This is a genomic window from Halomonas sp. MCCC 1A13316 (assembly GCF_014931605.1).
GTDB lineage: Bacteria > Pseudomonadota > Gammaproteobacteria > Pseudomonadales > Halomonadaceae > Halomonas.
Genome location: NZ_CP053382.1, coordinates 653,673 through 677,141 on the forward strand (window position 1 = coordinate 653,673; position 23,469 = coordinate 677,141).

20 protein-coding genes are annotated in these 23,469 nt (G+C 65.3%); 9 read left to right on the forward strand and 11 right to left on the reverse strand.

The annotated features are described in order from the left end of the window. Window positions 1–44 precede the first annotated feature (44 nt). Window positions 45–2,744, forward strand: coding sequence for a putative bifunctional diguanylate cyclase/phosphodiesterase (locus HNO52_RS03035; RefSeq protein WP_232090497.1), 2,700 nt, complete (start codon window positions 45–47; stop codon window positions 2,742–2,744). Between the two features lie 15 nt (window positions 2,745–2,759). Here the strand turns inward: HNO52_RS03035 and mnmC are convergent, their stop codons facing one another. Further along, window positions 2,760–4,769, reverse strand: coding sequence for a bifunctional tRNA (5-methylaminomethyl-2-thiouridine)(34)-methyltransferase MnmC2/FAD-dependent 5-carboxymethylaminomethyl-2-thiouridine(34) oxidoreductase MnmC1 (gene mnmC, locus HNO52_RS03040; RefSeq protein ID WP_197567631.1), 2,010 nt, complete (start codon window positions 4,767–4,769; stop codon window positions 2,760–2,762). Window positions 4,770–4,933: 164 nt separating this feature from the next. Then, a complete protein-coding gene (locus HNO52_RS03045; protein WP_111412979.1) occupies window positions 4,934–5,233 on the reverse strand; it encodes a YciI family protein in 300 nt (99 codons plus the stop codon). Window positions 5,234–5,347: 114 nt separating this feature from the next. On the opposite strand from HNO52_RS03045, the gene HNO52_RS03050 reads away from it, so the two are divergent. Next, window positions 5,348–6,277 carry a PHP domain-containing protein gene (locus HNO52_RS03050; RefSeq protein ID WP_197567633.1) on the forward strand — a complete coding sequence of 310 codons (930 nt, stop codon included), beginning with the start codon at window positions 5,348–5,350 and terminating at the stop codon, window positions 6,275–6,277. A gap of 37 nt (window positions 6,278–6,314) precedes the next feature. Continuing rightward, window positions 6,315–6,938, forward strand: a complete 624-nt coding sequence (locus tag HNO52_RS03055; RefSeq protein WP_197567641.1) for an L-threonylcarbamoyladenylate synthase — start codon at window positions 6,315–6,317, stop codon at window positions 6,936–6,938. Between the two features lie 15 nt (window positions 6,939–6,953). Here the strand turns inward: HNO52_RS03055 and HNO52_RS03060 are convergent, their stop codons facing one another. After that, entirely contained in the window at window positions 6,954–7,838 is an 885-nt protein-coding gene (locus tag HNO52_RS03060; protein WP_197567643.1) for an ion transporter, read from the reverse strand. A gap of 61 nt (window positions 7,839–7,899) precedes the next feature. Continuing rightward, window positions 7,900–8,742, reverse strand: coding sequence for a CYTH domain-containing protein (locus HNO52_RS03065; RefSeq protein ID WP_197567645.1), 843 nt, complete (start codon window positions 8,740–8,742; stop codon window positions 7,900–7,902). A gap of 128 nt (window positions 8,743–8,870) precedes the next feature. Between HNO52_RS03065 and HNO52_RS03070 the strand changes: the two genes are divergently transcribed. The 6 genes from HNO52_RS03070 to glrR all read left to right on the forward strand — a co-directional run bounded on the left by HNO52_RS03070 (window position 8,871) and on the right by glrR (window position 16,732). Further along, the gene (locus tag HNO52_RS03070) at window positions 8,871–9,551 is read left to right on the forward strand and encodes a TIGR00153 family protein (RefSeq protein WP_197567652.1); all 681 of its coding nucleotides are present in this window, start codon (window positions 8,871–8,873) and stop codon (window positions 9,549–9,551) included. Between the two features lie 68 nt (window positions 9,552–9,619). Continuing rightward, on the forward strand, window positions 9,620–10,885 hold the full coding sequence (locus tag HNO52_RS03075; RefSeq protein WP_197567654.1) for an inorganic phosphate transporter: 1,266 nt from the start codon (window positions 9,620–9,622) through the stop codon (window positions 10,883–10,885). A gap of 131 nt (window positions 10,886–11,016) precedes the next feature. After that, on the forward strand, window positions 11,017–12,330 hold the full coding sequence (gene argA, locus HNO52_RS03080) for an amino-acid N-acetyltransferase (RefSeq protein WP_197567656.1): 1,314 nt from the start codon (window positions 11,017–11,019) through the stop codon (window positions 12,328–12,330). Window positions 12,331–13,213: 883 nt separating this feature from the next. Beyond that, window positions 13,214–14,713: a sensor histidine kinase gene (locus HNO52_RS03085; protein WP_197567658.1), complete on the forward strand. Its 1,500-nt coding sequence runs from the start codon at window positions 13,214–13,216 to the stop codon at window positions 14,711–14,713. Beyond that, window positions 14,710–15,282, forward strand: coding sequence for a hypothetical protein (locus tag HNO52_RS03090; RefSeq protein ID WP_197567660.1), 573 nt, complete (start codon window positions 14,710–14,712; stop codon window positions 15,280–15,282). The genes HNO52_RS03085 and HNO52_RS03090 overlap by 4 nt, the downstream gene beginning before the upstream one ends. Window positions 15,283–15,451: 169 nt before the next feature. Continuing rightward, window positions 15,452–16,732: a two-component system response regulator GlrR gene (gene glrR, locus HNO52_RS03095; protein ID WP_232090739.1), complete on the forward strand. Its 1,281-nt coding sequence runs from the start codon at window positions 15,452–15,454 to the stop codon at window positions 16,730–16,732. A gap of 98 nt (window positions 16,733–16,830) precedes the next feature. Here the strand turns inward: glrR and xseA are convergent, their stop codons facing one another. The 7 genes from xseA to HNO52_RS03130 form a co-directional block, all read right to left on the reverse strand. Then, on the reverse strand, window positions 16,831–18,171 hold the full coding sequence (xseA, locus tag HNO52_RS03100) for an exodeoxyribonuclease VII large subunit (RefSeq protein WP_197567662.1): 1,341 nt from the start codon (window positions 18,169–18,171) through the stop codon (window positions 16,831–16,833). Between the two features lie 152 nt (window positions 18,172–18,323). Further along, complete coding sequence (locus HNO52_RS03105) at window positions 18,324–18,893, reverse strand: PRC-barrel domain-containing protein (RefSeq protein ID WP_197567664.1); 570 nt, start codon at window positions 18,891–18,893, stop codon at window positions 18,324–18,326. A 59-nt stretch (window positions 18,894–18,952) separates the two neighbouring features. Beyond that, window positions 18,953–19,150, reverse strand: coding sequence for a CsbD family protein (locus HNO52_RS03110; RefSeq protein WP_197567666.1), 198 nt, complete (start codon window positions 19,148–19,150; stop codon window positions 18,953–18,955). Between the two features lie 120 nt (window positions 19,151–19,270). Then, entirely contained in the window at window positions 19,271–20,338 is a 1,068-nt protein-coding gene (locus tag HNO52_RS03115) for an AbrB family transcriptional regulator (RefSeq protein ID WP_232090498.1), read from the reverse strand. 70 nt (window positions 20,339–20,408) lie between these two features. Continuing rightward, on the reverse strand, window positions 20,409–21,911 hold the full coding sequence (locus tag HNO52_RS03120) for a tripartite tricarboxylate transporter permease (RefSeq protein WP_197567676.1): 1,503 nt from the start codon (window positions 21,909–21,911) through the stop codon (window positions 20,409–20,411). A 32-nt stretch (window positions 21,912–21,943) separates the two neighbouring features. After that, window positions 21,944–22,393, reverse strand: a complete 450-nt coding sequence (locus HNO52_RS03125) for a tripartite tricarboxylate transporter TctB family protein (protein ID WP_197567678.1) — start codon at window positions 22,391–22,393, stop codon at window positions 21,944–21,946. Further along, window positions 22,390–23,376 (reverse strand): Bug family tripartite tricarboxylate transporter substrate binding protein, encoded by a 987-nt coding sequence (locus HNO52_RS03130; protein WP_197567680.1) that lies wholly within the window; start codon window positions 23,374–23,376, stop codon window positions 22,390–22,392. The genes HNO52_RS03125 and HNO52_RS03130 overlap by 4 nt, the downstream gene beginning before the upstream one ends. Between the last annotated feature and the right edge of the window lie 93 nt (window positions 23,377–23,469).

Here is a 23,469-nt window from a genome sequence, read left to right on the forward strand (position 1 = left end):
GAAATTGATCCAGGTCAGAGGCTGAGAAACCCCATGCGGCAAGAATGAGTTTTCTGATTCTTCCGCTGACGGCGGCTCCTCTAGGGACGGGCTGGCGCCTCACGTCGCGCCTGTCGAGTATCGTAATGCTGACCTACGCCCGCGCTTTTCTCGCTTGCCTGAAATCCCTGCAGGGGTTCGTGCTGGTAGCGATCATTTCCGCCTCGCTGACTGTCTTCCTGGGGGTCTCCGCAGTGTCCTCGCTGCTCTACGAGAACATTCTCGCGCGCCAGGCCGAGCAGACCTCCGAGACCCTCGCCCGGCAGAGCTTCAACGCCATGCTGCAGGTGATGCGCCAGGGCTGGACCCGCGAGCAGATGGAAGCCTTCATCGAAGAGACCCGTCACGCTCACGAAGGCTCCGGCTATCGCTTCCAGTTCTATCGTGGCGAACGGGTCTCGGAGCGCTTCGGGCCGATCGACCAGCCCGCCATGGACATCGTCATCCGCTCCGCTCTGGAGTCGGGCAATGAGCGGGTATGGCGCGAGGACGGCACGGTACGCCGCATCATGCCGCTGGTAGCACGCCCCGATTGTCTGGCGTGCCACCAGAATGCCGCGACCGGCGACGTGCTCGGCGTGATCGACATCCAGCACGACCTGGCGCCGATCAGCCGCGAGATGCGGTTCAACTACCTGGCCCTGTTCATTGTCGCCGCCATGCTGATCCTGCTGCTGGCGCTGGGTATGTCGAAGCTCTTCGCCGCACGTATTCAGGGCACTCTCGATCAGTTCCGCAAGCGCCTGAGCGCGGTCAACTCCGTCGAGGACTTTCGCAAACTCGATGTCAGCCACACCCAGGTCGGCTTCAATGAGCTCAATGCCGCCATGCAGCAGGTCAATGCCCTGGTCGACCGGCTCAGGAACGTGGCGGTGGACAAGGACATCCTCGAGTTCGAGATCCGCCTGCTGAGCAAGTTCATCATCACTTCGGAAGTCGTGCGCGACTGGCGCGAGTTCATCAAGGAACTGCTGGCGGACATCAATACCATCATCCAGGCGCATACCCTGGTGACGATCTTTCAGGTGGAAGACGAGGGCTACGAACTGGAGGTGTTCTGGTACCGCGAGGTGGCGCCTGAAACCCGCACCACCTTCGAGGCGTTGCTGACCCAACTGCTGGAGAACAAGCCGGAGGGGCAGCCGGGGGGCAGCGTGCTCAAGGTGCATCACCATACGGTAATGGTTGCCGGCGCCGGTGGCGGCGAGGCGGTAGCCGACCTCTCGCCGGAGGACATTCGCCTGCAGACCAAGTCCCTGCTGCTCGAGGCGCCCAAGATCGGCGGCATCGTCGGCATCGGCGTGCAATCCGACCTGGCCCAGGACCCCATTCGCCATATTGTCATCGACGGCATCCTGTCGACGCTGCTCAATCTGGTGGGCTCGGTCAAGGCGATCTACAAGTACACCCAGGATCTCGAGTTCTACGCCACCCGCGACCCCCTGACCAACCTGCACAACCAGCGTATCTTCAAGGACATGCTGACCTACGAGGTGGGCCGGGCGACACGTCACCAGGACCACTTTAGCCTGCTGATGCTCGACTTGGACAACTTCAAGACGGTCAACGATCGCCACGGCCACGCCTTCGGTGATCAGTTCCTCAATGCCGTGGCCGACACCTTGAGCCACTCGGTACGCCCCGGCGACTTCCTGGCCCGCTATGGCGGCGACGAGTTTACCGTGATCCTGCCCGAGACCGAGGAGCAGCAGGCTTATTCGGTGGCGCAGCGCATCGCCAGCAACCTCGCGAGCCAGGTGCTCACCGCGCCGGACGGCAGCACGGTACGGGCGACGACCTCGATCGGCATCGCCAGCTATCCCAACCATGCCACCAACCCTCACGATCTCTTCCTGATGGCCGACAACATGATGTACAAGGCCAAGCGCAAGGGGAAGAACTGCGTGGCCGTGCCGGCGCAGGAGGAGGTGGCGGAAGTCTTCCGTGAAGTCGGCGAAAAGAACCAGATGGTGCTCAGCGCGCTGGAGGAGCAGCGCATCGTGCCCTACTTCCAGCCCATCGCCAACGTACGTACCGGCGAGGTCAATATCCACGAGTTGCTGATGCGCATTCAGCATGACGACCGCCTGGTGCCGGCCGGCGAATTCATCGATATCGCCGAGAGCATCGGCGTGATTCACAAGATGGACTACCAACTGATCGAGAAGGCCTTCGCGCAGATCCGCGAGCAAGGCTACGAGGGCATGCTGTTCATCAACCTCTCGCCCAAGTCGCTGATCATCGGCGAGTTCATCGGCCATATCCACCAGTTGGCGATCGACTACGACATCCTGCCGGAGCGCATCGTCTTCGAGCTGACCGAGCGCGAGACGGTGAGCAACCTCAAGTTGCTGGAGAAATTCGTCCTCGACCTCAAGCTCGAAGGCTTCAATTTTGCCATCGACGACTTCGGCTCCGGCTACTCCTCGTTCCGCTATCTCAAGCAGTTTCCCATCGACGTGATCAAGATCGAGGGCGAGTTCATCCGCAACATGCTCAACGACGAGACCTACATGGCCTTCGTCAAGAGCATCGTCACTCTGGCCCAGAGCCTCGGCGTGAGCACGGTCGCCGAGTTCATCGAGGACGAGGACGTGCTCGACGCCGTGAAGGCGCTCGGCATTGACTTCGGTCAGGGCTTCCATCTGGGCCGGCCGGGGCCTGGCTTCGTTACCCACCTCCAGCAAGTGCTCGTCGAAAGGTAGGCGCGCCTTGCCGCGCTACTTGCCCTGGATCAGCTCGCGGACAATCCGCCGTCCCGGATGCAGGTGATCCACCAGCGGCCACTCCAGCGGCAGCGGTTCGTCGCAGATGTGTGAGGCGATCAGCTCGGCGCACAGTGGTGCGCTGGCCATGCCGCGCGAGCCGTGGGCGGCGCTGATCCACAGGCCGGGGTGGTGGCGTCCGGCAATGGCCGGCACCCGCGTGGCGTCCTTGGTCAGCACGGCGTAATCCTCGCGCCAGGCGGCGACGTCGGGCACCGGCCCGGCATAGGGCGACTTGTCGGGGCTTGCCGCGCGCACGCCGACGCGTCCCGTGAGCCGCCCGGGCGACAAGTCGGCACCGGCCTCGCGCAGCGCCGCCGCGAAGTGGGGCAGGCCCCGCTCCAGTTCGGCCAGGTTGGCGGTGTGGTCGGCCTCGCGCTCCGCCGTGTCGGTGTCGCCCGGTCCGAAGGTGGCGCCGAAATTGAGCACGCCGTCCGCCGGCGGCGGTACGTAACCGCCGGCACACACCACGCGACCCAGCGCCGGGGCTCCTTCCGGCAACGCGAGCTGGCTGACCTGGCCGCGCACCGGCTGCAGGGGCAGCGCCGCGGTTTGGGTGAGCCTGGCCGCTTCGCTGGCGGCGGCGACCACCACCTGGTCGGCCTCGATGCATTCGCCGTCGGCCAGCGCCAGGGTCCAGCCCGCATCATGAGGTTGCAGCGCCGTCACTTCGCCAAGGCGAAAGCTGACGCCCGGTGTCCGGGCCAGACGCACGCACAGCGCCAGTGGCCTGACCCAGGCGGCATCGGGATAGTCGAGCGCAGGGGTGTCGATACGAATGCCGGCGGCGGCGCTGGCCGCCTCGGCATCGAGCCCGCGCACCACGCTCTCCGGCAGGCAATGGTTGGCCAGGAAACGCGCCTGGCGTACCTGCTCCTTCTCGCTCAGGGCCAGCTGCAGCACGCCACTGGGTTGCCATAGCGTCCGATCGGGATCGAGCTGCTCCAGCCAGCGCCGGCTGTGGAGCAGGCCGGCCAGGTAAGCGCGACTCTGCAGGTTGGTTTCGACCGCCAGCTTGACGTAGAGCGCCCCCTGCAGGTGAGTGGTGCCCAGCTCCGCCCGGTCGAAGCGGTCGATCAGCGTCACCTCTACGCCGCGACGGGCCAGGGCGGCGGCGGCGCTGGCACCGGCGATGCCGGCACCGATCACCGCCACGTGGCGTGGCGGCCGTGCCGACGACGAGCTGAACCAGGGCGTCTGCTCGCGGCGCATGTCGGCAGGCGGCGAGGCGATCTCGCCCGCCAGCATCTCGCGCTTGCGCCCGAAGCCCGGCACCTTGCGCCAGGCGAAGCCGGCCTCGGCCAGCCCGCGCTTCACCACCCCGGCGCAGGTGAAGGTGGCGAAAGTCGCTCCCGGCCTGGAGCGGGCCGCCATGGCAGCGAACAGTTCCGGGCGCCACATCTCCGGATTCTTGGCCGGGGCGAAGCCGTCGAGAAACCAGGCATCGACTTGGCCTTCGAGCAGCGCCAGGCGCTCGGCGGCATCGCCGAAGTGCAGGTCCAGCGTGACCCGCTCATCGAGCCACAGCCGGTGTACCCCCGCGACCGGTTGGGGCCACTGGTGCACCAGCCGTTCGGCACGGGGGGCCAGGTCCGGCCAGGCGGCCAGAGCGCGGCTCAGGTCGTCCCGGCGCAGCGGATAGCGTTCGGTGGAAATCAGGTGCAGCCGTGCCCCGGCCGGTGCGTGTGCATCGAAGCAGGCCCAGGCGCAGAGCATGTTGAGCCCGGTGCCGAAACCGGTCTCGCCGATCACGAAGGGGCGCCTGGCCGTCCAGGCGGCGAGGCGTTGGGGCAGAGCATTGGCCTGCATGAAGACATGCTCGGTTTCCGCCCGGCCGTCATGGCGCGAGAAGTAGACGTCATCGAACTGCGTCGAGAGCGGGGCACTCTCGCCGGTATCGTCGCCGCGCCAGTCGAGTCGAGCGGACTCGAGACCGGCCAATGGCGGAAGTGCACTAACGGTCACGAACTTCTCCAGAGCCTGGCGCGGCTGCTCAAATATTGATCGATGTTCTTACGGCGGCGTGGAATGGCGCATCGAGCAAGCCATCCGCGGCGTTTCAACAGCGTTATCCACAGAAGCTGTGAGCAACTCTCCTGTGGATAATCGGGTCTCGGCGGGAGGAGGCGTCAGGGCAGCACTTTCTTGAACGGCTTCACGGTCGCCTTGGCATAGACGCCGGCGATCATGTAAGGGTCGGCGTCGGCCCAGGCCTGGGCGGTTTCGAGGCTGTCGAACTCGGCCACCACCAGGCTGCCGCTGAAGCCGGCATCGCCGGGGTTCTCGGCATCCACCGCGGGATGCGGGCCGGCCAGCACCAGGCGGCCCTCGTCGCGCAGCTTCTCCAGGCGGGCCAGGTGGTCGGGGCGGGCGGCCAGGCGGCGCTCCAGGCTGTTCTTCACGTCTTCACTGATGATGGCGTACAGCATCGCAACGTTTCCTCTAGCAAGCACGGTAGTACCGCGGACTCAAGGTGCGTTGACCGACCGTCGTCGGGCGCGCACCATTGGGCCATCATTTTGACAAAGTTGCCTGCCTGCGTCATGCCAAAGCCCTGCCTGCCCGAGCGTTTCGTCGGTGACCCCGCCCCCCTGGGAGTCGATTTGCACATGCATTCCACCGCTTCGGACGGCGCCCTGGCGCCCGCCGAGGTCGTGGCCCTGTGTGCCGAACGCGGCGTTGCGCTGATGGCATTGACCGATCACGACACCGTGGCCGGCGTGGCCGAGGCCAGCGAGGCGGCGAGACGCCTGGGCGTGGGCCTGCTGCCGGCGGCGGAACTCTCGACCCGCTGGCATGGCATCGGCATCCATGTGGTCGGGCTGTTGCCGCAAGGGGCTCGCGGTGCGCTTGGCGAAGGCCTCGAGGCGCAGGCTCGGGCGCGCGATGCGCGCGCCGAAGTGATCGCCAAGCGCATGGAGAAAATCGGGCTCGACGACGCCCTGGCCAAGGCTCGCGAGCAGGCCGGGCCCTATCGCCCGCTAGGACGGCCCGACTTCGCCCGTGCCCTGGTGGCGGCGGGGCTGGTACCCGATGTGGGCACGGCGTTTCGCAAGCACCTTGGCAGCGGCAAGGCGGGCGACGTCAAGGCGCATTGGCCCGAACTGGCCGAAGTGGTGGGCTGGGTGGTCGAGGCGGGCGGCGTGTCGGTGCTGGCGCATCCCCTGCGCTACGGCCTGACCCGGCGCAAGCGGGGGCAATTGCTGGACGACTTCGCCGCCGCCGGTGGCCAGGCCGCCGAGCTGGTCAGCGGCTTCCAGAATGCCCACGTCACCCGCGACCTGGCCCGCCAGCTCGCCGAGCGGGAGCTGTATGCTTCGCTCGGCAGCGACTTTCATTTTCCCGGCGGCCACTTGGCCCCGGGTAGCATGAGCCCGCCACCACGCACCGTCGTGCCCCCGGTATGGACCCACCCGCGATTGGCCGGCTTTGTCGCGGCGGGCTGCGACGCGGCCGCCTCCGACGCGCTATAGTGGGCAGCGAAAAACGAAAACGTCAGGAAATCTCACCATGAGTCAGTTCTTCCAGATCCACCCGGAAAACCCGCAGAAGCGCTTGATCGACCAGGCGGTGCAGATCGTCCGCCAGGGTGGCGTGATCGCCTATCCCACCGATTCCGGCTATGCCCTGGGCTGCCATCTGGGGGACAAGAAGGCGATCGAGAAGATCAAGTGGCTGCGTTCGCTGGACGACAAGCACAACTTCACCCTGGTGTGCTCCGACCTCTCCGACATCGGTACCTACGCCAAGGTCGACAACAGCGTGTTCCGCCTGCTCAAGGCCAACACGCCGGGCCCCTACACCTTCATCCTCAACGCCACCTCCGAAGTGCCGCGCCTGCTGCTGCACCCCAAGCGGCGCTCCATCGGGGTGCGCGTGCCCGACCACCGCATCACCCTGGCCCTGCTTGAGGCCCTGGGTGAACCGCTGATGAGCGTGACGCTGATTCCGGTGGGTGAGGAGCTGCCGATGACCGATCCGGAGGAGATCCGCGACCGCTACGTCGCCCACCTGGACCTGATCATCGACGGTGGCGCCTGTCACCTGGAGCCCACCAGCGTGATCGACCTGCGCGAACTGCCGCCGACCATCGTCCGCGAAGGGCGCGGCGACCTCAGCCCCTTCCGGGAGTGAGCGTCCCGCTGCCGATTACTTGCTGGGCTTGCCGCTCGCGTGTTCGGCGAGGTGCGGGTCGGGCGTTTCCTCGTCGAGCCAGGTGCCGCATTTGAGACAGTAAAGCGCACGCTTCTCGTGACGGTCGTGGCCGCAGCCGGGGCAGGCCTGATCGGAGTAGCGGTCGGCGCGGATCGAGCGGATCACCTCGGCCGAGAAGACCCCGGTGGGTATGGCGATGATCGAGTAGCCGATCAGCATGACCATCACCGAGATTGCCTGGCCGACGGGCGTGACGGGGACGATGTCACCGTAGCCGACCGTGGTCAGGGTGACGATGGCCCAGTAGATCGCCTTGGGAATGCTGGTGAAGCCGGCCTCGATCGGCTCGATCACGTATACCAGGCTGGCGAAGAGAGTCACCAGCAGGAAAACGGTGAACAGGAACAGGAAGATCTGGCGCAGGCTGCGCTGTAGGGCCTCCACCAGCAGGCGACCCTCGCCGACGAACTGCATCAGGCGCAGCACGCGGAAGATGCGCAGCACCCGCAGCAGGCGCACGATCGCCAGCGTCTGGGCGCCTGGTATCACCAGCATCAGCCAGGTGGGAAGAATTGCCACTACATCGATCACGCCGTAGAAGCTTCGCAGGTAGCGCAGCGGCTTGTCGAGTATGTAAAGGCGCACCAGTAGCTCGATGGTGAAAGCGATGGTGAACCCCCACTCCAGCCAGTAGAACCATTCGCCATACGCCGCGCTGAGGTGATCGACGGTATCGAGCATCACCACCAGCACGCTGGTCAGTATCATCACGATCAGGGCGATATCGAAGCCCTTGGCAAGCGGCGTGTCGGATTCGAAGATGATCTGGAACAGGCGGGTTCGTATTCCATCGCCACCCGGCCGAAACGGTTCGCTCATCGCCATACTCCCTGTAGCGCTTTACACATATTTTTGTTCGTCTTGCTCGCGAGGCCTGGGTTCAGGCCGACAGGCGGTGTGCCAGCTTCAATGCCGTGCGGCCGAAATCAACGCCGAGCCAGTCGTCATGATCCAGCATGGCGGCTAGCCGGCCGCCCTCGTCGTGGCCGTGTTCGCCAAGCGTCTGCAAAGCTTCCCTGGCGGCTGCCTTCCAGCCGTCGTCACCGGTATCGGCCAGCGCATCCAGGGCCAGGATGGCACGGTGCAGCCACTCGCTTTCACCGGACCCTTCCGGCAGTTTCCATAGGTCGCCCAGCAGAGCGCTGCCGCGGGCGGCCTTGCTGGCATCGGCGGGGCGCAGGGGCACCGTCTCGGCGAAGGCTAGCGCCAGGCTCCACAGCGCCTGCGGGTCGCCGTCCTTGAGCTCCAGTTCCAGTTCGCAGATCGTCACGCGCCGGCCGGCGGCACGAATCTCGCCCTGGTCCAGCGCCACCTCGATGGTGGCTTCGGCCAGTTCCAGGCACCACAGCCGGCGCTCGAAGTCGGTGGTGAAGCGCGGTTCCAGCTGCGCCAGTACCTCCGTGCCCAGTGCGGCCATGGGGGGCAGCTCGGCAAGCCCGGCGCGGTCGAGGCTGCCTCCCTCCACCGGCCATTCCCATTCGCGGCGCCGGCTGTAGCCGCCGCTGCCTTCGCCGCTGGTCTTGAGGGTCTGTACCCAGCTGTCGTCGCGGCGACGCAGGCGCAGCGCCATGCGCGCGGCCTCGAGCTCACCCCTGGGCGTATCGTAGTAGGTATTGGCCAAGCGCTGGGCGCCATCCACCCCGCCTCGTAGGAGGGGGTGCTGCAGCAGGCGTTCCGGCCCCGTTTCGCCCAGTGCCAGTTTCATCTCTATCTCGTAGCTCATGTGTGTCGTGCTCCTGGCCTGGATGGTTGCCATGCGCCTGGATATTCAAGGGAAACGAATATTTCAATGACGTGACAGGGAGTCATTCTCTATACTGACGCCGCCATTTCACAAGCGCATCTTACGCCATGGTCAAATCAAACCCCTTTTCGGCAATGTTCGGCCGCTCGCCGTTCCAGCCACTGCTGGCACACATCGCCAAGTCCAACGAGTGTGCCGACCAGCTGTTGCCTTTCTTCGAGGCCACGCTTGTCGGTGACTGGGACGAGGCCGCCAAGGTCCGCGAGACTGTCACCCAGCTCGAGCACGACGCCGACAGCCTCAAGACCGAGCTTCGCCTCAACCTGCCCAATACGCTGTTCCTGCCCGTTTCCCGTACCGACCTGCTCGACCTGATCAGCGTGCAGGACAAGATCGCCAACAAGGTACGCGACATCACCGGCATCATGCTCGGCCGCCGCATGCAGGTGCCCGCGGAACTGGCCCAGCCCATGCGCGACTACATGCAGACCGCCGTGGCCTGCGTCGCCCAGGCGCGTCAGGCACTGGAAGAACTCCAGGATCTGCTCGAATCGGGCTTCGGACGGCATGTCTCGGACGTGATGCAGAACCTGATACGCGAGCTGCACATCCTCGAACAGAAGGCCGACCAGCAGCAGATCGACATTCGGCGCCGGCTGTTCGACCTGGAAGATCAGCTCAAGCCGGTGGACGTGGTCTTTCTCTACAAGATCATCGACTGGGTCGGCGAACTCTCCGATCGCGCCGAGCGCGTCGGCAGCCGTCTCCAGATTCTCACTGCCCGGTAGGACATCGCCTTCCGGCATAGCCGGGGAATGTTCTTTCAACCTGACAGCCACATAGGATCCAAGCCCCTATGTCGATCATTGCAGAGCACGCGTATACCTTCATCATCCTGGCCTGCCTCTTCGGTTTCTTCATGGCCTGGGGGGTCGGGGCCAACGATGTCGCCAACGCCATGGGTACCTCGGTCGGCTCCAAGGCGATCACCATCAAGCAGGCGATAATCATCGCCGTGGTGTTCGAGTTTCTTGGCGCCTGGCTCGCCGGCGGCGAAGTCACCGAGACCATCCGCAAGGGCATCATCGACCCAGCCGCATTGGAGAGTGACCCCCAACTGTTGATCTACGGCATGCTGGCCTCGCTGCTGGCTGCCGGCACCTGGCTGTTGATCGCCTCCTTGAAGGGCTGGCCGGTATCGACCACTCACTCCATCGTCGGTGCCATCGTCGGCTTCGCCCTGGCGGGCCTGGGGATCGATGCCGTGGGCTGGCCCAAGGTCGGCCAGATCGCCGCCAGCTGGGTCGTTTCGCCGCTATTGGCCGGCACCATCGCCTTCACGCTGTTCAAGTCGGTGCAGCATCTAATATTCGAGGCCGACGATCCCTTCGTCGCAGCCAAACGCTACGTGCCCTTCTATATCCTGCTGGTCGGTTTCGCCATCTGCATGGTCACCCTGACCAAGGGGCTCAAGCACATTGGCCTGGATATGGGCTTCGGCACCAACCTGCTGCTGTCGGCGCTGTTCGGCCTGGGCATGATGGCCCTGGGTGGCTGGATGGAGCGGCGCGTGCAGGCCGGCAGCCGTCAGAGCGATCATTTCGGTTTCACCGGGGTGGAGCGCGTATTCGGCGTGCTGATGATCTTCACCGCCTGCGCCATGGCTTTTGCCCACGGCTCCAACGACGTGGCCAACGCGGTGGGGCCGCTGGCGGCGGTCATCAGCGTCGTTCAGAACGGCGGCGCCATCGGAGGTTCGGCACTGGTGCCCTGGTGGGTGCTGGTACTGGGCGGCGGCGGCATCGTGGTGGGCCTGGTCACCTACGGTCACAAGGTCATCGCCACGGTAGGCACCGGCATTACCGAGCTGACCCCGAGTCGCGGCTTCGCCGCCACCCTGGCGGCGGCGCTGACCGTCGTGCTCGCTTCGGGCACAGGCCTGCCGATCTCCACGACGCATACGCTGGTCGGTGCAATTCTCGGTGTTGGCCTGGCCCGGGGCATGGCGGCGCTCAACCTGCGCGTGATCGGCACCATCGCGATGTCCTGGCTGATCACGCTACCGGCAGGTGCGGGTCTGGCGATACTGTTCTTCTTCATGTTCAAGGGCATTTTCGGTTAAGTCACCCACGACGTAAATCTGGCTGGGGTTATAACCGCACGCGGCGGCACCTTGATGGTGCCGCCGTTTTCGTCGCTCTGATATAGTCGAACTCGATACACCTTCCTCTCACCTGCTGCCGGAGAGCGGCCTTGGACACTCGTTTCCCCTTCGTCGACTGGTTCCGCAATTCCTCCCCCTATATCAATGCGCATCGGGGCCGAACCTTCGTGATCTTGATCGAGGGCGAGGCGATGGCGCGAGGGCGCGGCGAACAGCTGATCCAGGACCTGGCGCTGCTGCATACCCTTGGCGTGCGGCTGGTGGTGGTGTTCGGCATCCGCCCCCAGGTGGATCAGGCGTTGAGCGAAGCCGGCATCGTGCCGCAGCGGCATGAAGGGCGCTGGGTCGCCGACGAGGCGATCATGGCCTGTGTCGAGCGGGTGGCCGCCGAGCAACGCCTGTGGCTCGAGGCGCGGCTGTCACTGGGCCTGCCCAACACGCCGCTGCATGGGGTCGAGCTGACCGTGGTGTCCGGCAACCTGGTCATGGCCAAGCCGCTGGGCGTGCGTGATGGGGTCGACTACGACCACAGCGGCGAAGTGCGCCGGGTGCGGGTTTCGGCCGTGCAAGGGCTGCTCGACCGGGGTTCGCTGGTCTTGCTGCCGCCGCTGGGCTTTACCAGTACCGGCGAGGTGTTCGACCTGGACGCTGCCGAAGTAGCTCAGCATGCGGCCATGGCGCTGGCCGCCGACAAGCTGATCCTGCTGGGCGAGGCCGCAGGGCTCTACGACGAGTACGGCGCCATGCAGCGCCAGCTCACCCCCGCCGAGGCCGAACCGCTGCTGAGCCAGATCGAACCGGGCTGCGAGCAGGCGCGCCATATCGCCGCTGCTTGCGCCGCCGCGCGCCACGGCGTGGCCCGCACGCACCTGCTTTCGTGGCAAGACCATGACGCCCTGCTGGGCGAACTGTTCACCCGCGACGGGGTGGGCACCATGATCACCCGGCATCGCTACGAACAGCTGCGACCGGCCGAACTCGGCGATATTGCCGGTCTGCTGGAGCTGCTCGAGCCGCTGGAGCGGCGCGGCATGCTGGTGCCTCGCTCGCGCGAACGCCTGGAGCACGAGATCGACGACTACCTGGTGATCGAACGCGACGGCATGATCATTGGCTGCGCGGCGCTGCACCGCTTCGGCGAAGCAGAAATGGGCGAGCTGGCTTGCCTGGCAATTCACGTCGACTACCGCGGCGGGGCGCGCGGCACGCTGCTGCTTTCGGGAGTCGAGCGTCGTGCAAAGCGGCTTGGGCTCAGTGCACTGTTCGTGCTGACGACCCACACCGCGCACTGGTTCGTCGAGCACGGCTTTCGCGCATCCGACATCGACTCCTTGCCGCCGCTCAAGCGCGATACCTATAACCACGCACGCAAGTCGAAGATTCTCGTCAAGTCCCTCTCGTGAGAGCCTGGTCCTAAGCCCTACGCAACCCCCCGGTCAGCCGCTGCCCTGAATCCATCTAGGTGGCGGCTGTCGCTTTGGGGCAACGCCGCCTATCACCTTGTCTCTAAAAAGTGACATCGTAGATTATTGTTTTTAAATGCATTACAAAAGAAGATCAAAACGGTGTCTCCGAACGATGACGAAAAAAGACCCAGGCTCTCGGTTTTTATCCCGGTTTATCCGCACGGTGGCGGCATGCCAAGCTTTGATTGTATTTAAGTTATTGTTTTTTATTGGTTGATAGGTTTTTTGGCACGCAGCTCGCACTATACAAGTCGAGCAACGAAGAAGTGATTCAAACGGCTCGAATCACTTCGGATCGTCGAGAGGCTCGGGGAACACCACCCCCCCATGCCCTGTGCGCCCCGGGCACCACGACGATCGGCGTTCGCTCCGCGATGTGTAACTTAGGTTGCGATGAGACGGGTGCCGCCGACAGGCAAGGAACGGTACCAGAAGGGCAAGGATGCCCCGGCATGGATGCCTCATCCCCCTCGGGGGATCGAATTACGGGCCAGTGCTAGGTGAGACTCACCTAGCACTGGCACCAAAGGACGAAGCAGGGCGGTTCGCCGCCTGCCCGTACCGACCGCACCTGGTGGCAGAAGGGTCGGCAACGGGGCTTCGGGACCCTCGGGTCCGCTGAAAGTATGGGACATGGCTCGACCAGGCGAACGATGCCCATATTTTCACCCCTTCAGTTCCCTGCGTATTGGGCCGGCACCTGCCGGCCTCTTTTTTTTCAACAGGGTTGGTGACGAGCAGTAGTCGAGCGTGGAACTCTGTTATCCTTCAGGAATGTACCATGGCGGTTCCTTATCCTCTCCTGAATAGAACATTGGTCATGACCAAACGGGTCTCGCGCCGTTGGCGCCCGCGCTCATTGCTGCAGCTCGTGCTGCTGGCATTCCTGGTAGTTATGCTGCCGTTGGGAATCTTGATGTACCAGGCCGGCCAGGCCTTGTCCGAATTGTCTCATCTGGCGGATGTCAGTGCCCGCCAGGCGGTAGAAGAGAGCCGTCGAGCCAGGGTGCTGAGCAACCTGGCCGTCGATATGGAGCGTAGCGCGCGTCAGTATGCGGTGCTGGAGCAGGAGAGCCTGCTCGACCTCTATGCCGAGCGCCATAGGGAATTCAAGGACCTGCTGGCCCGGCAGAGCCGCTTCCTGCCCGGCGACCCCAATGTGCAAGCGCTGGAGGAGCAACTGGAGCTGCTCTCGCAATTGCCGGAGCCGAATGACGAGTCGCTGAATGTCTGGCTGTCGCTGTTCGTGCCGTTCGCCGAGCATACCGAGGCGATGCGCCGGGCCACCAATCGCGAGATCGATGCCAGCATCGAAATGATCAGTGCGCGGGCGGAAGCCGTGCAGTCGCGGCTGTGGCTACAGACCACGGCGCTGGTCTCCGCCAGCTTGCTGCTCATGCTGTTGTTCAGTTGGCTGATCATTCGCCCGGTGCGCCAACTCGAGCGCCGAATTCTCAGCATCGGCAGTGGCATCGAGACCAACGATCGCGACACCATTCAGGGCCCCGCCGAACTGGTGCAGCTCGGTGATCGGCTCGACTGGCTGTCGACCCGGCTCAGCGATCTGGAAGCGCAGAAGCAGCAATTCCTGCGCCATATGTCGCACGAACTCAAGACCCCGCTGGCCAGCGTGCGCGAGGGATCGGCACTGCTGGCCGACGAAGTCGCCGGGGAGCTTACCCCCCACCAGCGCGAAATTTTGACATTGATCGATGCCAGCGGCCGAGAGCTGCAACGGCTGATCGAGCAACTGCTCGACTACAACTTGCTGCAGCACAACCAGCGCATCACACTCGAACAGGTGGACCTGGCCACGCTGGTCAAGGCCACGCTGGCCAAGCACCGACTGGCGCTGGAGAACAAGGGCATGCAGGTCACCGCCTTCGATGGCCCGCTGGAGTGGGTGGTCGACCGTACCGCGGTGGGGCGCATCCTCGACAATCTGGTGTCGAACGCCATTGCCTATGGCGAAGACGGCGGCGAGCTGATGATTCGCGCGCATGCCGGGCGAGAGCACCTGATACTTGATGTCGCAAACAGCGGTGAACCCATCGACGATCACGACCGCGCACGCCTGTTCGAACCGTTCTATCAGGGCCGCTCGAGGCGCAAGGGGCCGCTCAAGGGGTCTGGTATCGGACTTTCGGTAGCGGCTGACTGCGCTCGCATCCAGAACGGAGGGCTGGCGCTGGTCGAAGATAGAGAATACGAAGTGTGTTTCCGCCTGACGCTGCCGCGCCAGGCGCTGCCACTCACCCGAGAAAATAATAATATGGAGCCCTACCAAGTGGGCATCAGCGCAAGGAGCGAGGAACGATGAGGGTAAGAAGAATCCGAGATGCAAGAACGTCTTTCATTGCCGGCGGGCTTGTCCTGTTGCTGGGCGGCTGCCAGTACCTGCCCGAGCAAGGCATGCTCGGCTCGGCACCGGAAGCGCCACCCAGCGCGGCGGCTTGCCGTGCGGTGAAGCCGACGTTCGAGAACGAGGCCTGCCTGTTGCCCAGTTGGGTGAATTACGGCCTGGCTTCGCAGCGCGGTGATGCCGAGTGGCGCCGGCAGAAGCAGAATGAGCTGGACGCAGATTATGAATTGAGCGAAGCCGAACGGGAGCTGGCACGTGCCGTGGCACTGTCCTGGGGTAGCGAACGGGAATGGCGGCAGGCAGCGCAGCTCTACGAGGAGCATACGCATGCCGCCCCGGCCGACCTGCAGCCACTGTTGCTTTACTGGCGCAATGAACTGGAAGGGCGGCGCGCCCTGGCCCACCAGAGCGCGGATGCACGTTTCCAGGTGGCCACCCTGCAGCGGCAGAACGCCGAACTCTCCGAAAAGCTCGAAGCACTCACCGCCATCGAGCAGAACATGAACCTGCGACAACAATCGCCCTGAGGGGCGAACGAGAAACACGGGAGATGACGTCATGGAAGCGGCTCGAGTGACCGACACGCGCAAGAATGAGGCTCGCAGGCCGGCGGCGGCACGCACGTCGGGTGCGAAGTCAGGCAGCGCCCACGTTCTGCTGGTCGACGACGACGCCAGCCTGTTGCGTCTGCTCGGTATGCGTCTGGAAAGCCGCGGTTACCGGGTGACGACCGCCGAGAGCGGCCCCGAGGCGCTGCGCAGGCTCGAGGCCGAACGTCCCGATATCGTGCTCTCCGACCTGCGCATGGACGAAATGGATGGCATGGCCCTGTTCCAGGCGATCCAGCGCGAGGTGCCGGGGCTGCCGGTCATCATCCTGACCGCCCACGGTTCCATTCCCGACGCCGTGAACGCCACCCAGCAGGGGGTGTTCAGCTTCCTCACCAAGCCGGTGGACCGCGATGAGCTGTTCAAAGCCATCGACGAGGCGCTGGCCCACATGCCTACCAGTGGCGGCGAAGACAGCGAGGCCTGGCGGGCCAGCATCATCACCCGTAGCCCCGAGTTGGAGCGGGTGCTGGAGCAGGCGCGCATGGTGGCCTCCTCGGACGTCAGCGTGCTGATCACCGGCCCCTCCGGTTCGGGCAAGGAGCTACTGGCGCGAGCCATTCACGATGCCAGCCCGCGCGCCAACCACCCATTCGTGGCGATCAACTGTGGTGCGCTGCCCGAGCAACTGCTGGAAAGCGAGCTTTTCGGCCACGCCAAGGGCGCCTTCACCGGCGCCGTCAGCGACCATAAGGGCCTGTTCCAGGCCGCCGAAGGCGGTACCCTGTTCCTCGATGAGATCGGCGACATGCCGCTGCCGCTGCAGGTCAAGCTGCTGCGCGCGCTTCAGGAGCGCCAGATTCGCCCGCTGGGTTCGACCCAGTCGATACCGGTCGACGTGCGCATTCTCTCCGCCACCCATCGCGACCTCAGCCAGGCGATGCATCAGGGCGAGTTCCGCGAGGACTTCTTCTATCGCCTCAACGTGGTCAACCTCAAGCTGCCGGCGCTGAAGGACCGCGCCGAGGACGTGCCGCTGCTGGCGCGCCATCTGGTGGCCCAGGCGGCAGAGCGCCACAAGCCGTTCGTCAAGGGGTTCTCGCCGGAAGCGCTCAACCTGCTGGCCACCAGTGCCTGGCCCGGCAACGTGCGCCAACTGGTCAACGTGGTGGAGCAGTGCGTGGCGCTGACCCGCTCGCCGATGATTCCCGAAGCGCTGGTGGCCCAGGCCCTGGCGGCGGAGGACTGTGCGTTGCCGACCTTCAACGACGCCCGCGCCGGCTTCGAACGCAGCTACCTGGTCAAGGTACTCAAGATCACCGAGGGCAACGTGACCCAGGCGGCGCGTATCGCCGGGCGCAACCGCACCGACTTCTACAAGCTGCTCAGCCGTCACGAGCTGGAGCCGAGCACCTTCAAGCCCGAGTGATGCGGGCCGGGCCCACGGCCAGCATGCGAGAAGCGCCCCGTTTTCGGCCTGACTACAGAGAGCCGAAAACGGGGCTCTTCTGCGTTTGATACCTTCGCCTACTTGAGGCGGCGCTTCACCTCGACGCTCAATCTACCCTCGCCCAGGCGGGCGGTCAGCGCCTGGCCCGGCTGGGTATCGGCGGCGCGTCGTATCACCTTGCCCTCGTCGTCCTGAAGGATGGCATAGCCCCGCCCCAGCACCGCCAGCGGGCTCACCGCCTGAAGCTGGCGTGCCAGGCCGGCCAGGCCTTCGCGGCGGCGCGACATGTCGCGCTGCATGGTCTGCTCGAGCCTGGCCCGGGCGAGCGCCAGGCGTTCCCCGGCCTGCCCGACCCCGCGCCGGGGATGGCAGGCGCTCATGCGTCGCTGCAGGTAGCCCAGCTGCTGGCGCTCGGTGGCGAGCCGTGCATGCACGGCGCGCTGTAGTCGGGCTTCCAGTTCACCGAAGATCCGGCGCTCCTGGGCCAGCACCTCCCCGGGGTGACGCAACCGGGCGCGCAGGTGATCGAGCCGCTGGGCGTCGCGCTCCAGTCGCGCCTGGGTACAGCGTGCGAGCTGGCGCTCCAGACCGACCAGGCGGCGCTGCAGGTCGCGGCCATCCGGTACCAGTATCTCGGCCGCGGCGGAAGGGGTAGGCGCACGCCGGTCGGCAGCCAGATCCGACAGGGTGGTATCGACCTCATGGCCCACCGCCGACATCACCGGTAGGCGTGAATGAAAGATCGCCCGCGCCAGGTGCTCGTCGTTGAACGCCCACAGGTCCTCCAGGCTGCCACCGCCGCGGGTGATGAGGATCACGTCCTGCGCGGGATCGAGCGCCTGCTGCCGGTTGAGCAGCCCCAGCGCGGCGATCAGCGCTGGGGCGGCCTCGCGGCCCTGCACCGGCACGGCGATCAGCGTGACCCGTGCCAGCGGCCAGCGCGACGCGAGCACCGCCAGCACGTCGCGTATCGCCGCGCCGGTCGGCGAAGTCAGCACCAACAGATGGCGCGGCGGGCAGGGCAGGGGCCGCGCATTGGCGAAGACGCCTTCGGCGGTGAGCCGCTGCTTGAGCCGTTCCAGCGCAAGCAGCAGCTCGCCTTCGCCGGCCGGCTGCACCGCCTCGGCGATCAACTGGTAGTCGCCGCGCGGCTCGAACAGCGACACCCGCCCGCGAACCCGCACCCGGTCTCCGTCGCGCATGGGCGCCGCGACGAAGCGGGCGCGATTGCGAAACAGTGCGCCGCGCAGCTGCGCCGAAGCGTCTTTCAACGTGAAATAGACATGCCCCGACGCTGGCCGCGATACGCCGGAGAGCTCACCCTCGACCCACACCTCGCCGATGCCCGACTCAAGCAGCTGACGAGCGCGGCGGTTCACTTCACTGACGGAGAGGGCAGTGGCGTCGGGTGGGGGCATGCAGGGTCTCGCAGTTTTCGGACGAAGCCGGCACTTTAGCATGGCCCGCAGCGTGCCGGCATGGCGACGGTGGGAGAGGCGGGCAGTCTTCTAACAAAAAAAGCGCCGGCAGGAACCGACGCAAGAAACATCATGGGGAGGGGTAAAGCTAACTACGAATCATCCTCGGCGGCACCTTCCTTGCCCCAGGTGCCGCCAGCGACACCTTCACCTTGCCAGGCGCTACGCCCGGTGAAGTTGGTGCGCAGCTCCTCGCTCTGCTCGTCGAACCAGTTCTGCTCATACTCCGGAAAACTTTCTAGATCCTCGGAGTTGGCATCGATCAGAACGCGGTGGCTCACGTAGCCTTCACCGAATGCCCGGTTCTCGTCGCGGTCGGTCTCGACGCGGACATCCTTGATGTCGGCCACGATCTCACGGCCGCCCATGCCCAGAATCTCACCGGTTTCGATCACTAGGGCGCTGACCTTCTGTTCGTCGTCGAGCAGGATGTCTTCGACTTCGCCGACATCCTCGTCGGGGTCGTCTCTCAGATAGACATCCGCATCCATCAGATCCTCAGCAGAGTAGAGCCCCTGCGCTTGGACCGACTCCTGCTGGTTCTGCTGCTGGCCGTTGTCCTGACCGTTCTCGTTCTCATGCTGATCTGCGATCGCCTGGCTACCGAAGGCCAAACTACCGCTGACAGCGGCGACTGCGATGGTCAATAGGCGCTTTTGCATGATCGTTCTCCTTTCCTTGGTTTCGGATCTTGCTTTGAGACGGGCGCTCATCAATGGCTTCAAAGGCTGCGCGCCCATTCATCGGCCTGGCGTTCGGCTTCTTCACGCTCCAGGCCATAACGCTGCTGGAGCTTGCCGATCAGCTGCTCACGCTTGCCGGCAATCTGATCGAGTTCTTCATCGCTGAACTCGCCCCAACTGGCACGGGCCTTGCCCATGTACTCCTTCCATTTACCTTCGATCTGGTCCCAGTTCATCTCGTCACTCCTTCCGTGAGTCGACCGTTTCCGTCGTTGGACCCGTTTTGTACTTCACAAGCTAGATCACGGAACTGCTGCTGTAAGTCAAAGTCGGTTTCGGACTGTTTCGAAGAGTAATTAGGCCAGCAGGCGGCGGAAGGCACGCAGCATGAGCGGCATCAGGAGCATCAAGGCCGTGATACGCAGCAGATGGTGAGACGTCACGAAGGCAGGGTCGATGCCGAGCGAAAGGGCAACCAGGCTCAGCTCCGGGGCACCGCCGGGCATATTGGCCAAAAGCGCCGCCGCCATGGAGTACCCGGTCACCGCATGAATGCTCCAGGCCGCCGCGATGGCAATCAGCATCAGCACCGCGGCTTGCAGCGTCGCCATCCACAGGTTGAAGGCCACTGCGGCAAGCGGCGTTCCGCCGAAGCGGATGCCTACCGATACCCCGATGATGACCTGGGCGATGGCCAATACCGAAGGGGGAACCACCGCGTGAGTCAGGCCGGTGAGATGAAGCGCCGCCGACACCAGCGCGGGACCGAACAGGAAGGCGTTGGGCAAACGCAGCAGGCGGCCCAGGCCGATGCCGACCACGCCGGAGCCCAGCAGCCAGGCGATATCGAAGAGGGAGGGAAGCCACAGCCAGGAGGCGGAGCCTGCGGGGCGCAAGCCGAGTTCGACATGCCCCAGCACATCCAGCAGCGGGGGTATCGATAACAGCAGGATCAAAATGCGGGTGGCGTGGGTCAGGCCGACGATACGCAGATCCGCCCCCGACTCCATGGCCATGGCGGTGACCGCCGAAACGCCGCCGGGAATGCCGGCGTACAGGGCGGTCTCGACGGAGTACCCGGCCACTCGATGCGCGAACCAGAACGAAAAGGCCCACATCACGGAAGTGGCGAGCAGCATCATGGCGAGGCTGATCGTCCATGGCATGACGTCGCCGGCCATATCGGGAGAGAAGGCCGAACCCAACATGACGCCGATCACCGCCAGCACGGCCTTGCGTGCCGAGCCCGGGCTGCGCAGCTGCACTCCGGCCAGGCTGGGCAGGGTCGTCGCCAGCATGGCGCCCAGCAGCCAAGGCAGCGGCAGGCCAGCCCAATAAGCGAGGCTGCCGCCGAGCAGGCCCAGCAGCAGGGTGGGGAGAAAAGCGCGCAGGGCGTCGAACCGGGTTCGCTTCGAGAGGAGCAAGGGCGGTATCCGCATCAGGCCATCAGTCAATCAGAAAAGGAGTATTGCCGGGGCTGGGCCCCGGCCGGGTTCAGGCGCGCCCCAGGCGCGCTTTCAACAGCTTGGGCAGCAGCCAGGGCAGTATCAGCAGTGCCGCGGCGGAAATCCACAAGCCGAGCGAGATGCCGGAGCGCCACAGGATCTCCAGGTCGCCACCGCTGATCGACAGGGCGCGGCGCAGGTTCTGCTCCATCAGCCCGCCCAGCACGTAGCCGAGAATCACCGGGGCCAGCGAGAAACCCAGCTTTCGCAGCAGGTAGCCGAACACGCCGATGATCAGCATCAGGTAGATCGCGGTGAGGTCGGAATGGAGCTGGTAGACGCCGACGAAGGCCAGGATGGCGATGCCCGGCACCAGCACCCAGCGCGGGATGGTCAACACCCGGGCGAACACCCCGGCGAGCGGCAGGTTGAGCGCCAGCAGCACCAGGTTGCCGATATACAACGAAGCGATCAGGCCGCCGGCGACCTCCGGGCGTTCGCTGAACATCATCGGACCGGGAGTGATGTTGTAGAGCATCAGCGCGCCGAGCAGCACGGCGGTGGTGCCGGAACCGGGAATGCCAAGGGTCAGCATCGGCACGAACGAGCCCGCCGCCGCGGCATTGTTGGCCGACTCCGGGGCCGCCAGGCCGCGCATGTCGCCGTTGCCGAAGGTGCCCTCCTTGTCGGAGAGGCGCTTCTCGGTGGTGTAGGAGACCGCGCCGGCCACCGAGGCCCCGGTACCGGGCAGCACGCCGATGATGAAGCCGATCAGCCCCGAACGCAGCATGGCGCCCTTGCAGAAGAGCACTTCCTTGAGCGTGACGAAGACCCGCCCCAGCGGGGGAATGTCACCGTCGGAATCCTTGCGGTTGGCATGCTCGAGCATCAGCAGGATCTCGCTGATGGCGAACAGGCCGATGATCATCACCACGAAGTCGATGCCGTCGTAGAGTTCGGGCATGCCGAAGGTGTAGCGCAGCACCCCGGTACCCGAATCGACGCCGACGGTGCCGATCAGCACGCCCAGCACCGCGCCGATGGCGGTCTTGGTCGGGTCCTTACCCATCATCACCGACATCGAGGCAAAGGCGAACACCATCAAGGCGAAGAACTCGGCGGGGCCGAACATCACCGCGACTTCCGCCAGCAGCGGGGCGAACAGCGTCAGGCCGAGAATGGCGATGGTCGCACCGACGAAGGAGCTGACCGCCGACAGACCCAGCGCCGGGCCGGCGAGCCCCTGCTTGGCCAGCGGGTGGCCGTCGAGAGTGGTCATCACCGCACCGGCGTCGCCGGGCACGTTGAGCAGGATGCTCGACATGCGACCGCCGTATTCGGCCCCGGTATAGATGCCGGCGAGCAGGATCAACGCCGACTCGGCCGGCAGGCCCAGGGTGTAGGCCAGCGGCATCAGGATGGCGATGCCGTTGATCGGGCCGATGCCGGGCAGGGCGCCGAACAGCGTGCCGAGCAGGGCGCCGAGGAAGGCCAGCCCAAGATTCAGCGGGCTCAGCGCAACGCCGAAGCCCTGGATCAGGAAATCGAACATGAGGGCGTTCCTCTAAACATGATGACGTTCCTCTAGATGAAGGGGCGCAGCCAGTCACCGCTGGGCAGCGAGATCCCCAGCCCGGCGGTGAACACGTAATAGCTGCCCACGGCCATCAGCACGCCGGTCAGCAGCGCCTTGCCCCAGGGAGCGGCGAAAGCCCGCGCCAGCGCGAACGCCGTCAGCAGAGTGGTGGCAATGAAGCCCAGCCGCGTGAACAGCAGTGCGTAGACCAGCAGCGCGGCGAGCACTGCCAGCAGCTTCACGACCAGGGAGCGGTCGGGCCAGTGGCCGTTGCTGCCGGGCTTGAGCACCAGCACCAGTGACAGGCCGGCGAGCAGGATCGACAGCAGCAGTGGAAAGGCCTTGGGCCCCACGGGGTCGTAGCTGAAAGGCACGTGAAGCCTGGCGGCCTGGACGGCGACGAACGCCGCCAGACCGATCAGGCACAGGCCCAGTACTCGGTCGGCGGCAAGCTTCATTGGCTCAGGCCCACTTCTTCTGCCAGTGACTTGAACTGCGCGACCTGCTCCTGGACGTAGCTATCGAACTCGGGCCCGAAGCGCGACATCGGGAACAGTCCGCGGGCCTCTCGCAGCTCGGCGAACTGCTCCGACTCGGACAGTTCGGTGAGCCGCTCGACCCAGGCAGCGTAGGCTTCATCGTCGACCTCAGGGCCCATGTAATAGCCGCGCCAGATCGGCCACTGCACGTCGTAGCCCTGCTCGGCGGCGGTGGGGATATCGGCGTAGGGGCCGCCCATGCGCTCCTCGGAGAGCGCCGCCAGCACGCGGACCTTGCCGCTCTCGAGCTGCGACTTGAGCTCGGAGAGGTCACCGGTAAAGACCTGGATATGGTCGCCGAGCAGCGCCGCCAGTGCTTCGCCGCCACCCTCGAAGGCAACGTAACGCAGGTCTTGCGGGGCAATGTCGGCGGACTTGGCGGTCAGCGCCGCCTTCATCCAGTCCTGGCTGCCGATCGTGCCGCCGGCGCCGAAGGCGATCTCGCCGGGGCTGTCGCGCAGATCGGCCATCAGCTCGTCGAGGTCCTGCCAGGGCGCATCGGCATTGACCACGATGGCGCCGTAGTCGACGCCCAGGGCGCCCAGCCAGCGGACTTCGGTAGCGTCGTACTGGCCGAACTTGCCCAGCGCCAGGTTGACCGCCGCGCCGGTGCTGGCCGCCACGATCAGGTTGGGATCGTCGGTGCGCACGCCGTTGACGTGGTTGTAGGCCACGGCACCGATGCCGCCCGGCATGTAGGTGACGACCATCGGCTGGTCGATCAGCCCGGTTTCCTGCAGGCCGTTGGCCGCCAGGCGGCAGGTCAGGTCGTAGCCGCCGCCCGGCTTGGCCGGGGCGATACACTCGGTGGAATCGGATTGGGCCTGCGCACCGCCGGCGACCAGCATGCCGCCCAGCAGGGCCAGCCCGGAGCAGTGACGGAAAGCCTTGTTGATCTTCATGGCGAACTCCTGTTCTCTTGTTCTGTGAACGCGGAGAGGGATTTCCCCGCCTGCCATCGCTGTGGATGCCAGAACGGCCATGCTAGGCGCGCA